This window comes from Mycobacterium sp. NGS49, assembly GCF_059812565.1.
In genome coordinates, this window is sequence record NZ_JCALCX010000012.1 from 29,096 (window position 1) to 42,391 (window position 13,296).

13 protein-coding genes are annotated in these 13,296 nt (G+C 64.2%); 6 read left to right on the forward strand and 7 right to left on the reverse strand.

Annotated features, from left to right (window positions below; genetic code table 11):
• Positions 1–103: 103 nt before the first annotated feature.
• The 5 genes from AC5Y7D_RS14205 to AC5Y7D_RS14225 all read left to right on the forward strand — a co-directional run bounded on the left by AC5Y7D_RS14205 (position 104) and on the right by AC5Y7D_RS14225 (position 5,699).
• Complete coding sequence (locus tag AC5Y7D_RS14205; protein WP_499924883.1) at positions 104–1,267, forward strand: hypothetical protein; 1,164 nt, start codon at positions 104–106, stop codon at positions 1,265–1,267.
• A 75-nt stretch (positions 1,268–1,342) separates the two neighbouring features.
• Positions 1,343–1,762 carry a hypothetical protein gene (locus tag AC5Y7D_RS14210; protein ID WP_499924885.1) on the forward strand — a complete coding sequence of 140 codons (420 nt, stop codon included), beginning with the start codon at positions 1,343–1,345 and terminating at the stop codon, positions 1,760–1,762.
• A gap of 271 nt (positions 1,763–2,033) precedes the next feature.
• Positions 2,034–3,125, forward strand: coding sequence for an SDR family oxidoreductase (locus tag AC5Y7D_RS14215; RefSeq protein WP_499924888.1), 1,092 nt, complete (start codon positions 2,034–2,036; stop codon positions 3,123–3,125).
• 204 nt (positions 3,126–3,329) lie between these two features.
• Positions 3,330–4,232 carry an FTR1 family iron permease gene (locus tag AC5Y7D_RS14220; RefSeq protein WP_499924890.1) on the forward strand — a complete coding sequence of 301 codons (903 nt, stop codon included), beginning with the start codon at positions 3,330–3,332 and terminating at the stop codon, positions 4,230–4,232.
• 147 nt (positions 4,233–4,379) lie between these two features.
• Positions 4,380–5,699 carry a sensor histidine kinase gene (locus AC5Y7D_RS14225; RefSeq protein WP_499924892.1) on the forward strand — a complete coding sequence of 440 codons (1,320 nt, stop codon included), beginning with the start codon at positions 4,380–4,382 and terminating at the stop codon, positions 5,697–5,699.
• On the opposite strand, the gene AC5Y7D_RS14230 is transcribed toward AC5Y7D_RS14225, so the two are convergent.
• The 5 genes from AC5Y7D_RS14230 to AC5Y7D_RS14250 form a co-directional block, all read right to left on the reverse strand.
• Positions 5,681–6,349 (reverse strand): response regulator transcription factor, encoded by a 669-nt coding sequence (locus AC5Y7D_RS14230; RefSeq protein ID WP_499924894.1) that lies wholly within the window; start codon positions 6,347–6,349, stop codon positions 5,681–5,683. The two genes, AC5Y7D_RS14225 and AC5Y7D_RS14230, sit on opposite strands and share 19 nt — an antisense overlap.
• 105 nt (positions 6,350–6,454) lie before the next feature.
• Entirely contained in the window at positions 6,455–7,249 is a 795-nt protein-coding gene (locus tag AC5Y7D_RS14235; RefSeq protein WP_499925221.1) for an ABC transporter permease, read from the reverse strand.
• A 649-nt stretch (positions 7,250–7,898) separates the two neighbouring features.
• Positions 7,899–8,192: a DUF1490 family protein gene (locus AC5Y7D_RS14240; RefSeq protein ID WP_499924897.1), complete on the reverse strand. Its 294-nt coding sequence runs from the start codon at positions 8,190–8,192 to the stop codon at positions 7,899–7,901.
• Positions 8,193–8,321: 129 nt separating this feature from the next.
• Positions 8,322–8,996 (reverse strand): ABC transporter ATP-binding protein, encoded by a 675-nt coding sequence (locus AC5Y7D_RS14245; protein WP_499924899.1) that lies wholly within the window; start codon positions 8,994–8,996, stop codon positions 8,322–8,324.
• 387 nt (positions 8,997–9,383) lie between these two features.
• Entirely contained in the window at positions 9,384–10,160 is a 777-nt protein-coding gene (locus tag AC5Y7D_RS14250; protein WP_499924900.1) for an SDR family NAD(P)-dependent oxidoreductase, read from the reverse strand.
• A gap of 151 nt (positions 10,161–10,311) precedes the next feature.
• On the opposite strand from AC5Y7D_RS14250, the gene AC5Y7D_RS14255 reads away from it, so the two are divergent.
• Positions 10,312–11,286 (forward strand): zinc-dependent alcohol dehydrogenase, encoded by a 975-nt coding sequence (locus tag AC5Y7D_RS14255; RefSeq protein ID WP_499924902.1) that lies wholly within the window; start codon positions 10,312–10,314, stop codon positions 11,284–11,286.
• 18 nt (positions 11,287–11,304) lie between these two features.
• Here AC5Y7D_RS14255 and AC5Y7D_RS14260 read toward each other — a convergent pair whose 3' ends face one another.
• Positions 11,305–12,519: a cytochrome P450 gene (locus AC5Y7D_RS14260; RefSeq protein WP_499924903.1), complete on the reverse strand. Its 1,215-nt coding sequence runs from the start codon at positions 12,517–12,519 to the stop codon at positions 11,305–11,307.
• 52 nt (positions 12,520–12,571) lie between these two features.
• Positions 12,572–13,291, reverse strand: a complete 720-nt coding sequence (locus tag AC5Y7D_RS14265) for a hypothetical protein (RefSeq protein ID WP_499924905.1) — start codon at positions 13,289–13,291, stop codon at positions 12,572–12,574.
• Positions 13,292–13,296: the final 5 nt, after the last annotated feature.

Genomic DNA, 13,296 nt, shown 5'->3' on the forward strand with positions numbered 1-13,296 from the left:
CCACGCGACATCCGTGGCGGTCGCGGCCTGTGCTGCCGGGTACGTAGGCAACGAAGCGACAGCAACAGCCGACATGGCGGCTGTGCGACCAAGGATGGTGTAGGTGCTGCCGGCTTTGTCCCAAATCCGGGCCTGGAGCACCGAGCATCTGATCGAGGCGGCCAACTACTGGACGACGACCGCCGATCGGTGGGAAGACGTATTCCTACAGTTGCGCAACGAATCCCACACCCTTGTGTGGGAAGGGGCTGGCGGTGATGCGCTGCGCACCCGAACCGGTGCTGACCTGGACATCGTTAGCCCCAAAGCCGATCAACTACGCCAAGCCAGCACGATCGCCCGCGCCGGCGCCGGAACCATCGGAGCCTGCCAACGCCGAGTCATCTACGCCGTCGAGGATGCCCACAACGCGGGTTTTGCTGTCGAAGAAGACATCTCGGTCACCGATACCCGAATCAGCCGCAGCGCAGCCGAACAGGCGTCTCGCCACGCCCAAGCCCAAAGCCTGGCTGCGGACATCCGGCTACGCGCAACACAACTCATCGCGATCGAACAAGAAGTCGCCGCCAGAATCGCCGCCGCTACCGCCGGAATCGCCGCCACCACCTTCCCGGAAACGCCCCTCGACCACAGGCCTCACATCCACGCCGTCGACCGCACGTGGAAACAAGACCCAGCACCCACGCCCCCAGCGCCCGGGCCTGCCGGCCTCAGTGCCGACGATATCCGCAGGGTCCTCGACAAACTGCCCTTCGGGGACCGACCGTTCATCAGGGAGGTCCGTTCACCGGAGGATCTTCAGAATCTGTGGGAATGGGCCCGGCAGAATGGGGTGGAAATACCAAACGGGTACGGCGACCCCAGCATAGGCACTCGATACCAGCTGCCTGACGGCACGACAATCGGGCAACGCTGGGCCGGCGAGTCCACCGGAAGACCCGTCCTTGATGTCCGCCTCCCTGGGAAAGACGGCCATGTCAAGGTGCACATCAACCCCCGAGGCGGCACGCCGGAGTTTCCACCACCAGCCGGGACGGCGCCATCCGGGGCCCCACCGGTCCGAGCGCCGGCCGGACCACCCCTCGTCGCGCGCCCACCAGTCGAACCAGTGCCTGGCCGAGCTGGGTCAACACCACCATTGGTTGGTCTCACTGCTGTGCCCCCAGAATCCATCCCGCACCCCGTGCACCCGCCCCACACCCACCACGGACCACCTGTGCTGGGCAAAGACGAGCTACCAGACTTAGACGAATTCACCCCAGGATGATGACGCCCTCGACGTCGCGCCCAGCCCGTCACGGAAAAACGATGACCCACATGCACAGCGGAAGGATGGCGAACGATGACTCAACCTGATGACGGGCGCCGCGGACACGGAGTGCCGGGGTTCAGCGCCCAAGAGTCATTGCGCGCCCAATTGTTGTCTGACGCACTGGGAAACTGCCTGCCACTGACGCACGTAACATCGGTCATGTCGCACGAAGACCTGGCCGCCAGCCTCAGGGTTCAGCAGGACCTGGCGTTGCGAACCATCCGATCGCTCCTCGACGACCGGCTCGTGCAGATCGGAGATATATCGGGCGCCTCCGATGAACGGATCGTGCCGTGGGATCTCTCGATCGACGACACGATGGACCGTATCTACGACCTCTTCGTCAACCATTACGACGAGCCCTCGTTGTGGGAATTCACGATCTGGCTAGGACTCACTCCAGCGGGTGAACGACTAGCCCACCAGCTCAGGAATCCGGCTAGAGACTGAATCCGGCAAGGGAAGGTGAAGGATCTGCCTGACGGCCGGGCAGCCGCGCTCAGCAGCTGCAGCAGCGCTGGCGGAACCAAAGCCACTGTTATGACCGCATATCCCTGCCTGCCAACGAAACTCGTCGTCCGGCTGATCAGGCCCCCTGGCTCGACAGTCGACGTCCGGTATGTTCCCAAGCCTCATCGCGCTAGGGTCCGAGCAGCAGCGTTTGCCATACGCGACACGCTGCGCATGAGGTGCACGTCCCGCGAGAGAGGAACAACCCTCCATGAGCCGACCATCCACCACGATCGACCCTGCCGCGCCGGTGCTCGTCACGGGAGCCAGCGGCTACATCGGCAGCTGGATCGTGCGTACGGTGCTCGAAGCCGGACACACCGTTCACGGCACGGTACGAAACCCGAACAAGGCATCCGGCCTCGAGCATCTGCACAAGCTGTCCGACGAACACCCGGGCCGACTGAAGCTCTTCAAAGCCGACCTCCTCGAACCCGGCAGTTTCGACGAGGCCATGAAGGGGTGCGAGCTCGTCATGCACACCGCGTCGCCGTTCCTGATCTCCGGCTTCAAGGACGCCGAAGAGGCGCTGGTCCGTCCGGCGCTGGAGGGCACCCGCAACGTGCTGGATTCCGTCAACCGCACCGACAGCGTCAAACGGGTGGTGCTGACCAGCAGCGTGGTCGCGATCTACGGCGACGCCCGGGAGTCACAGGATGTCCCCCACGGCGTGTTCACCGAGGAACACTGGAACACCACCAGCAGTGCCGACCACCAGCCGTACCCCTATTCCAAGACAGTGGCCGAGCGGGAGGCCTGGCGTTACCAGCAGGAACAGGATCGCTGGGACATGGTGACCATTCATCCCGGCTTGGTGCTCGGTCCCTCGCTGACCAGCGGCAGCGACTCGGCGAGCCTGAGCACGATGAAGCAGTTCTATGACGGCACCATGCTGGCCGGCGCGCCGGACATGGCCACCGGCCTGGTGGACGTCCGCGACGTTGCGGATGCGCACCTGCGCGCCGGTTTTACTCCCGAGGCGCACGGGCGCTACATCGCCAACGCCGACACCCTGACCTTCTTGGAGATCGGCAAGATCTTGCGCCGACGGTTCGGCCCGTTCTATGCGTTTCCCAGGACGACGGCGCCCAAGGTGGTCTTCAAAGTCATCGCTCCCGTTGTTGGACTCACCAGAAAGTTCGTCGACCGCAACGTCGGTTACCCGCTGGCATTCGACAACACCCGCAGCCAGAAGGAACTGGGTTTGACGTACCGGCCGGTCGAGCAGACGATCACCGATCACTTCCAGCAGATGCTCGACGACGGCCTGGTGCAACGGATTCCGGGACTTTCCTGGCTTTAGTCGGCGCGCGTTGCCGCTGCTTGGATGAGCTGGAAGCGTGAGGTGATACCGAGCTTGGTGTAGACCTGCGTAAGGTCGGCTCGCACCGTGCTCGGGCTTCTCAGCGCCTTCTCAGCGCCCGTCCCATACTCTCCTGGTCCTCACGCCTTTCGTTACGCGGTGACTGAGACATTCTGACTAGCTAGGGGAGAGGACGGGTGCGACGTGCAAGCCGGATACGGTGCCTTTATCGGGGTTTTCTTGATCGGCCTGCGCGAAGGCTTAGAGGTAACGCTCATAGTCAGTATCGCCGCGGCCTTTCTGAAGCGAAACGGCCAGTCGACTCGTTCGCTGTTTGCTGGTGTTGCTGTCGCCGTACTGATTTGCCTTGCCGGCGGCGTCGGTTTGACCCTGCTGTCTAAAGAGTTGCCGCAGGCCCAGCAGGAAATGATGGAAACCCTCATCGGTGTCGTTGCAATCGCATTTGTGACCTCCATGATCGTTTGGATGGTCCACCACGCCGGCAGACTCCAGGGCAAACTCGAACATGGGGCCGAAGAGGCGGTCAGCCGGGGCGGGTCATTTGCGCTGGTGGTTATGGCCTTCCTTGCTGTGCTGAAAGAGGGCTTCGAATTGTCGGTTTTCTTGCTGGCGGCCGCCGAGAACTCTCACAGCAGCAGCTGGTTTGCCGTTGCCGGCGGCCTAACCGGTATCACGGTAGCGATCGCGGCGGGCGTCGGCATTTATTACGGCGGCTTGAAACTCAACCTACATCGCTTCTTCCGCGTCACCGGGATATTCCTGGTACTCATCGCCGCCGGGTTGGCACTGAATGTGTTGCGCACCGCCCACGAGGCGGGGTGGTTGAACATCGGTCAACAGCAGATCGCCGACCTGTCATTCTGGATTCCGGAGGATTCGCTGCAGGGTGCTCTGGTCACCGGCCTGTTCGGCATTCCCACCGATTCCAGGCTCATCGAGGTGTCGGGCTGGCTGCTATACGCGGTGACAATGGTCTTGGTCCTGATGTGGCCAGCGCATAGTCGGTCCCGCACCCCACGCCAAGAATCCGAATCCATAGTTCCAGCGTCGACAGACTCACCACTGCGGGATCACCTCGGCTCGTGAATGCGCGCTGCGCCAAGATTTCTCAGCCGGCTCTCAGCCACTGCGTAGGAAAATGCGCATGTGCACGAGGTCGGGGGTAACGCGGGTCCGAGGCTCTGGGGTTATACCCGGCCCCGCAACTGGGGAATCGCTACCCGCTCAGCCGTTGTGTCAGCTCTGGTTGTGTTGCTTGCCTTCACACTTGCCGGGACCGCGCTCGACCTGGTTCTTTACCGATTGTTGCTCGACGGGGTCGATGACGCTGCGGCCTCCAGAGTTCAAACTATCGCCGCAGCACTGGAATCCAGATCGCTCGACGACATGGACAGCGGTCTGTTGATGACCGACCAACATGTGGTTGCGATCCAAGTGATTGACCCTTCCGGCACGGTAGTACGGCGGTCGGGCTCTGCGCCGAACACACCGCTGCTCCCCGTTTCTGATTTCAGCGCCAAACTCCGGCGCGGCATCTCCGACGACGCGGCGCCCAGCGACGACATGAGGCTGAGCGGGCAGCGGGTCAACACCGTATCGGGGCAGTACACAGTTCTCGTTGGTGGCGGCAGTGAGGCAGTAGAAGACACCGCGCGGACCGTCGGGCTGCTCCTGGCTTGTGGAGCGCCCATCATCATCGCGGTGGCCGCGGCCGCAACCTATCGGCTGGTGCGACGCTCGCTGCGCTCAGTTGAAGCGATTCGCCGCAGAGTCGCAGCCATCACGACCTCTGATCTTGCCCAACGGGTGCCCGTGTCCGACAACCGCGACGAGATTGCGGCCCTGGCCATCACCATGAACGAGATGCTGGCGCGCCTCGAAGCCGGACAGCAGGCGCAACGAAGATTCGTGGCCGACGCCTCGCACGAACTGCGAAGCCCGCTCACCACCATTATTTCTGGGCTAGAGCTCGCCGAGGTCCACCCCGGAGTCTTCGATACCGAATTAGCCACTCGCACTTTGCTTCCCGAAGCCCAACGCATGCACACTCTGGTTGAAGATCTGCTGTTGTTGGCGCGCGCCGATGAACGACATCTGATTCTGCGAGCAGAAGAGATCGCCCTGGACGACCTCGCTCATATCGAGGCCGCCCGTGTTCGGCGCGCAGGCGCCTGCGTGATCGAAACCGATATCGGCCCAGCGCGTCTGACCGGTGACCCCGTGGCCGTATCGCGGATGGTGCGCAACCTGGTGGACAATGCCCTGCGGCACGCGAAGTCCCGCATCGACATTCAGGTCAGCAACGGAAACGGAACAGCCGTGCTTTCTGTCAGCGACGACGGCCCCGGCATACCACCTAATGAGCGAAGCCGAGTGTTCGAGCGCTTTGTGCGACTGGACTCAGACCGCGCCCGCGGCAGCGGGGGCGCCGGCTTGGGCCTGGCCATCGTCGCTGAGGTCGTCACTGCGCATGGCGGCACAGTCACCGTCAATGACCGTCCCGAGGGTGGAACCACCATGACCGTGACCCTGCCTCAGCACGTCAATCGGTAACCGACACCTCGAACTGTCTCAATAGTGTTGGTGTTGAAAGGATTATCGATTTTGCGCCGCAGGTACCCGACGTAGACTTCCACCACGTTATCGGGGCCGTGGTAGTGCGTATCCCAAACATTGCTCAGTATCTGGGTTTTCGTCACAACGTTGTCCTTGTTGCGCATCAGAAACTCCAGCAACCCGAATTCGCGCGGAGTCAACGCGATCGCGGTCGAACCGCGGTGTACCGTGCGCCGCGCGGGATCCAACGATAAAGAACCCGCCGATAACACGGTAGGGCGCTCGGGCGCACCGCGACGTGCTAAAGCGCGTAGGCGCGCCACCAGCACCCTGAACGAGAACGGTTTCATCAGATAGTCATCCGCGCCGAGATCGAACGCGTCGGTCTGGTCGTGCTCGCCGTCTTTGGCGGTCAGCATCAACACCGGTGTCCACACCCGCTTGGCTCGCATTCGGCGTAACACCTCGTACCCGCTGAGGCCGGGAAGCATGATGTCAAGAACAACGAGATCGAAAGCGTTCTCGGTCGCCTCGTGAAGCCCATCGACGCCCGTCTCGACGGCCACGACGACGAAGCCCTCGGCCCGTAACCCCCGGGATAACGTCGCGGACAAGCGCGCCTCGTCCTCGACGAGCAGGATCCTCACACGGCTACCTTAGGCTTCGTGCGCACGCCACGTCACGCTTTGCCCGGATCAATTCGCGTCGCGCAGTCTCTCAATTGCTCAGTCTCACAACGTAATCCGGTGAAGTCAGCTCGGATCGTCCGACCGGTTCGCCTGATTCAGCCGTTGCGCGTCATCGAAGAGCGATTCTTCGGCGAGGTGGGCAGTAACGAGGGCGGACAGCGCGACGGCGGCAAGCTGCATGTACATGACCACGATCTGGTAGCGGATCGCGGTGAGCGGGCTTGTTCCGGCCAGGATCAGCCCGGTCATCGCACCGGGCAGGCTGATCAGCCCGACCACCTTGGTGGAGTCGATCGTCGGAATCAACGCGGCGCGCAGAGCGGATCGCCGGTGCGGCAAGATCGCCTGTCGTCCGGATTGGCCGAGGGACAGTCGAGCTTCGATGGCCGGCCGCGACTGACGAACTTCATCGTCGAGCCGCCGCAACACACTTCCGGCCGCCAGCATGGCGGAGGAGACGATCATGCCGCTGACTGGGACAATCACGCGGGTCTCGGCAGCGATCACACGTCCGGCCAGCAAAACGGCGAGCGTCAGGCCGGTGCTGGTGCCAACTCCGCCCGTAGCAATAGCCCTGGCGTGTCGTATTCCCGCACCGCGCCGACCGGCGACCTGTCCGGCGATGATCGTCATCATGATCACCCACCCGGCGGCGCCGAGCAGCCTCGTCCACTGGAACAGGACACGAAGAAGAGCACCGGCCGTGACCAGCTGCACGGCGGCGCGTGCGGCGGCGATGACGAGCTCTCTCGTCAAACCCAGCCGCTGTCGGTACGCGACCGCACCTGCCACCGTGACCAACAGCAGCGATACGCCAACACCGCCCCAGCTGGGTACGGCCAGCGCCGATGTCGCCACCGCGGCAAGGGGTGATGTCGGGCGACGCCGGATCACGGGTCCGCGTTGAGATCGTGCTGCCGGGAAGCCAATGTTCGCCATCCACCGTAGGAACCAGGGAACGCCGACGCCGGCCAATCCGAGCGCTACCGTCCCCAGCGGCAGCGCCAGCCAGATCCACCGCAAACGGGCGCGAGTTCCGCCGCGTTGGATCACCTTGCTCGACGGCGGCTGATCGGCGTCGGCAGGCTCGAAGCGATAGCCGATATGGTCTAGCGCTGCGCGCAACCGCTGAATCTCTGGCGGATCATCTGACACCTCACCGCGCGGTTTCGCCAACGTTCGCAGGAGCCGGCTGATGAGGTTGCTCAGCACGCCGCTGTGGCCGCGAGCAACCGGGCAGCACGAGGAATGCTCGCGCGCTGGCGCGGCGTCGGCGGACTCGGCACTGGAGATCGCTGACAGCACGGCTGCGGTGTTGCAGGTTCCGGGCGCATACCAAACCACGACCGAAGCGGTACGCGGATATGCCTGTACAGCGCGCACACCGGTCACCTTGGCGACCATCTCTTCGATCAGGGCAGCTCGCGCCGCATTGTGACGGAACCCGATCGCATGCACCCGCATCCGCCCCGCCGCAGTGGAGACTACCGTTGGACTGACCCCTGCGTCAGCGCACTGCATCATCAGTCTCCGCGAGGTCACCGGACTGGGCGGCCGGCGGTGCAGTCTCCTTTCCCACGCGCTCGGCGGCCTCGGCTACGACGTCGGCGACCGCTAGTCGGGCCCGCTCGGCGCTCTCCTCGGCCTCGCGCGCAAGGCGCAGACCCCATGCCGTCACGGAAACGGTTGCTGCTCGCAGCGGCTTCTTTGCCACCTTGCGTAACCCGTCATACGCAGCCGCTCCGACTATGCCAGTGACCACCGTGGGTGCCGCCTTTGCCAAGATTCCATGCCACACCATCGCTAGGACTCCCTTCACATTGCTTTGCTGATCATTACCAGGTTTCGCCTCGTTGCCAGCCCAGCGTTGTCGACGCCAGCTCTACGCGAACGCAATCCGGCAGTGCGTCGTGGACGGTCGTGCTGGTGATCATGAGACCGAATCGAGATCGAGGTCGCCGGGTCGGGCAGACGCGACCAGGCGACCGTTGTCGAGGACGAAGACCTGCGCGGCGACGCTTTCGATCAAGCCGTGGTCATGGCTGACCAGTACCACGGTCCCGCCGGCGCTCACATGATCGGCGATTAACGCGCCGATCACCTCTGCGGAAGCGCCGTCAAGCGCCGACGTCGGCTCGTCGAGAAGCAGCGTGTTGGGTTCAACGGCCAACGCACGCGCCAGACAAAGCCGTTGCACCTCCCCGCCGGACAACTCCGCGGTCGCGCGCATGGTGAACGCTGACGACAGCCCCACACGATCCAGCAACTCGACCACCCGGGCCTCGGGCAAGTCGTGGCGGCCAACGCAGACCTCGTCAAGTACTCGGTCGCTCAGCAACACCGGCGCTTGCGTCACCAGCCCCACACTCCGTCTTAAAGCCAAGACGTCCATCTCGTTGATGGGCACCCCATCGAGCGTGATACGTCCCGTCGTTGGTTCCGCGAGCCGGTTGAGCAGTCGCAACAGTGTGGTTTTCCCGGCGCCGCTGGCACCCATCAGAGCGGTACAGCTGGCGGCCGGAATACTTGCGCTGACCTGCGCTAACAGCGCAGCCGTGCCGCGGGTCACCGTGACCTGCTCGAGGCAGAAACCGTCCCCGCCCATCAGTCGTGCACCATTATCCGCACAGCCACAGCAGCGCTGCACGCCGCTGTTTCGCGGATAAGGGTGCTCCTGTCGCCACGGCGCCCAGAAAGCGTTCTGCCGCTGGGTACGTGGGTGCGGTAACAACATTGATGCCTTCGTCATAATCCGGCGTGATCACCACGACAGTTAAGCGTAGGAAGGCATCGCTGAGAGATCGCTGAGATTGCTTTGCTCGTTCATACGGTAAGACGACGTGCATCGATCTACCGCGGCGGGTGTCGCACAAGCAGCGCAGTCCCGTTCGGGCCGAGTACTACGGCGCAGATATTGCGCTTGTGCGGGCGAGCAATTCCGCCAACGCTGTCTACCCGTAGTGGTTCTCCGGTCGAGTTGAGCCGGGGAGAACTACTTCGGCGGCATCCGGATGCCGCCGTCGACGCGGACAATCTCGGCGTTCATGTAGGAGTTGGTGATCAATTCGATGACCATGGAAGCCAATTCGTCGGGCTTGCCCAGGCGATGCGGAAAGAGCACCGACTGTCCGAGCTTCGCCTTGAAGGCCTCCGCGTGCTCTCCCTCACCGTAGATCGGGGTGTCGATCAGCCCGGGCGCCACGGTGTTCACGCGGATGCCCACCGCGGACAGGTCACGAGCGACCGGCAGGGTCAAGCCGACGACGCCGCCCTTGGAGGACGAGTAGGCCGCCTGACCGATCTGGCCGTCGAAGGCCGCGACGCTGGTCATGTTCACGATGGCCCCGCGCTCGCCGCTCTCGGTCGGCTCGCTGCGACTCATCATCGTCGCGGCCAGCCGGATGCAGTCGAAGGTGCCGATCAGGTTGATGGCAATCACCTTTTTGTAGGCGTCCAGATTGTGCGCGGAGGCGAATTCACCGTCCTTGCCGATGGTGCGCTGCGCCCAGCCCACCCCTGCCGAATTGACGAGGGCCCTCAGCGGGCCCAGGTCGGCTGCGGTGTTGACGGCGTCCTCGATCTGCTCGGTGTTGGTCACGTCGACGGTGACGAACACGCCGCCGATCTCGTGCGCCAGTTCCTGACCGCGGTCAGCCTGCAAGTCGGCGACGACGACTCGGGCACCCTTGGCGGCAAGTTGACGGGCCGTCGCGGCTCCGATACCCGAGGCCCCACCGGTGACGATTGCGCTAGCTCCATTGATATCCACGGTGAGCACATTACGTGTTGCCGCGTTGCCGCCTGCCGGACCTCCGCAGACCTTGTCCGAACAACACCGTTGGGCTTAGTGTCGCGGGCTAATGACATCCGCGCCTTCTCTTCCCACCACCCGGCAGGTCCGCGTCCATTCGCCAGCGACGGTGTCACTTGATCGCGTGGAGATGGCCTCCTGCGGTCCGCGGGATGCTCTCGTCGAGGTACACGCCTGTGGTATCTGTGGCAGCGACCTCAGCTACATTCGCCTCGGCGGGCTGGCCGGACCCGGCGGGGAGCCCATGCCACTCGGGCATGAGTTCGCCGGGGTGGTACTACAGGTCGGCGCCGAAGTCACCGGAGTGACTCCGGGCCAGCGGGTCGTGGTGCATCCGGGCGACGATGTTTCCGGCCGCATCGGTGGGGGCAGCGCCGCGGGTGGCCTGGCTGATGTTGTGCTGGTCCGCGATGCGGCCGCCGGGGGGCGACTCATCGCAGTTCCCGATGACATGCCCATGGACGTCGCGGCACTCACTGAACCGCTCGCGGTGGGAATGCACGCCGCAGAGCAGGCCGACGTCGAAATCGGCGACATGGTTGCCGTGTTCGGTTGCGGGCCAATCGGTTTGGCCGCAGTCGCCGCGCTTGCCGATCGTGGTCTGAGCGGGATCGTCGCGGTGGATCCCTCGGCGGAGCGACGGCGACTCGCCCAGATTCTGGGTGCGTCGGCGGCGATCGATCCGAGCCAGACGAAGCTGTGGCGGGAACTCGAGCGGCTGCACGGAACCCGGTCGCTGGCTTACGGACACGCCCCGGCCACTGACGCATACATCGAAGCATCCGGATCAGATGCAGTGCTCACCGGCATCATCGATCGGGCCGGACCGGGCGCGCGGATCAGCGTGGTGGCGTTGCACTACCAGGCGGTTCCGGTCAACTTCCTCAATGTGCTGATGAAGGAGCTGACGATCCGCGGCTCGATGGAATATCCGGCCCGATTCGCAGATGCCGTCGACCTGTTGGCCCGCTGCGATCTCTCGGCGCTGATTACCCACCGCTTCCCACTGGACCGGATTGACGCGGCGCTGGCACTGCTCGGTGACAGCCGCGAATGCGGGAAGGTGATGGTCACCGTTTCCTGACCCGGGGAGTCCAGCAGGCTACTTGAAGGTCAAACGCAAGAACTCCCGCCGACGGGCAAGCACGCTGGGCAGCCACGGGCCGACTTCGGCGGCGTCGAACCATTCGGTGCGATCAAGCAGCATCCGCAGCACGGTCGTGGCCTCCAGTCGCGCCAGCGGCGCGCCCAGGCAGAAGTGGATGCCTTTGCCGAAGCTCATGTGTGCCTTGCTGTTTCGGCGATCCAACCGAAATTCGTCGGGGGCCTCGAAATGCTCCGGATCACGATTGACCGCCCCCCACAACAATAGGACCCGGGAATCTTTTGGCAACGCGGTTCCGGCAAGTTCGTTGTCGCACAAGACATGTCGGTAGTGTGCGCGGAACGGCGGCTCCAGACGCAGGGTTTCCTCGACGAACACCCCGAGCAGATCCGGCTGGTCGCGAACCCTCTGCTGCAGGTCCGCGTCGGTGGCCAAAATGTCCACCGCGGTGCCCAACAGTGATGCGGTGGACTCGCCGCCGGCGCTGAACAGGGACACCAGGATGAGTTGAGCGGTGAAAGCGTCGAGCTCCCCGGCCGCTTGCGCCTTGACCAGCGCGCCGATCAGGTCGTCACCCGGATCGGTGGCGGCCTGTTGCAAGCGCGCGGTGATGTAGGCGCTCAGCTCGCCGATGGCGGACATCGACGCGGCCAAGTCCTCGCCCGACATCAGTCCATCCAGCAGTTGGGTGCTGGCATAGCCCCATCGCGCCAACTGGTCGGCATCGGCTTCGGGGACCCCGATCAGCTCGGCGACGATGGTCATCGGCAATCGGTTGGCGACGCCGTCCATCCACTCGATGGTGCCGTCGTCGGCCGCTGTGGCCCAGAGGTTTTCGAAAACCTGCACTATCAGGGGCTGGAACGCCTGCACCCGTTTGGCGGTGAACTGGCCTAGCATCAACTTGCGATGTGCCGCGTGCACCGGGTCATCCGCGGTGACCAAGATGTGGGTGCGGCCGCCCACGCCGTCCATCGGAAAGGCGGCGACCCCTTTGTCTGGGCTGAAAGTCATCGTCGCGGTCAGATTCGACGAATAGACGTCCGGCCGGTTGACTACTTGGGTGATCGCTGGCCAGCTGCTCACCAGATAGAAGTCGGAATCTCCGACGCGGTGAACGCCGCCGTCGGTTCGCAGCCGGGCATACAGCGGGTAGGGGTCCTGGATGGCGGCGTCGCCGAAAAAGTCGACCGGGTCGATTCTTGCGGTCATTGCGTGGACGGTAGCAACTGTAGGGCCGGTCGTCCGACCCATGCGTGCCGGCTCACTGATCGATGGCTTCCTGATCCACGGTGCGCTTCGCGCGCACAGCCGCCGGCCGCGTCGCCCGCCGCCGCGGAATGCGTTCTGTGACGGCGCTCAGCGAGTTGACCATCCTGTTCATCGTGTCGACAGCGGATTCAAGGGTGTCAGCGGTAGGGGTCAACCTCTCCACGGCGGGCGACAACCGGCTCAAGATTTCAGCGGCCTCGGTGAATTGTTCCAGCGGTCCGTTCTTGGCCAGCAGCGTGTCGATGATGCCGCCCTCGGCAAACATCCGCTCGATGATGCCGTCCTCGGCGAACGCGCGCTCGATCGGCCCGTCCTTGGCAAGCAGGCGATCTGCGAGTCCACCGGGCTCCAGGATTCGCTCGAGCGCGCTGCCTTCTACGGAGACCCGGTCGAGGAGACCGCCGGGGGCGGTCAACATGTCGACAACCCCACCCGGCCGGGTGAGCTTGTCCGCGGGTCCGCCGCGGACCAGAACGCGCCCCATCGCCCGGTCGTTTTCGGTCAGCTCGGCAACCCGGTTGGCGCCTACGAGTGCGCCGCGCAGCGGGAAGAGGTCGGTAATCGGGTCGACTGTCTTGGGGCCCTCTTCGCCTATGGATTCCTTAACAGCCCCGAGCGCCATGGCCGCAACGGCGAGTCCGGCGTCGGCTGCCTTGACGCCGGCCCGGACGGGAGCGCTTGCCAGGTCGGCGATGAGCTTGCTGATATTCACGCGGC

Excerpts from the sequence above, each read along its gene's own strand:
- AC5Y7D_RS14215 (WP_499924888.1), top strand. The coding sequence starts at position 2,034 with ATGAGCCGACCATCCACCACGATCGACCCTGCCGCGCCGGTGCTCGTC.
- AC5Y7D_RS14210 (WP_499924885.1), top strand. The coding sequence starts at position 1,343 with ATGACTCAACCTGATGACGGGCGCCGCGGACACGGAGTGCCGGGGTTC.
- AC5Y7D_RS14245 (WP_499924899.1), bottom strand. The coding sequence starts at position 8,996 with ATGGGCGGGGACGGTTTCTGCCTCGAGCAGGTCACGGTGACCCGCGGC.
- AC5Y7D_RS14260 (WP_499924903.1), bottom strand. The coding sequence starts at position 12,519 with ATGACCGCAAGAATCGACCCGGTCGACTTTTTCGGCGACGCCGCCATC.
- AC5Y7D_RS14240 (WP_499924897.1), bottom strand. The coding sequence starts at position 8,192 with ATGGTGTGGCATGGAATCTTGGCAAAGGCGGCACCCACGGTGGTCACT.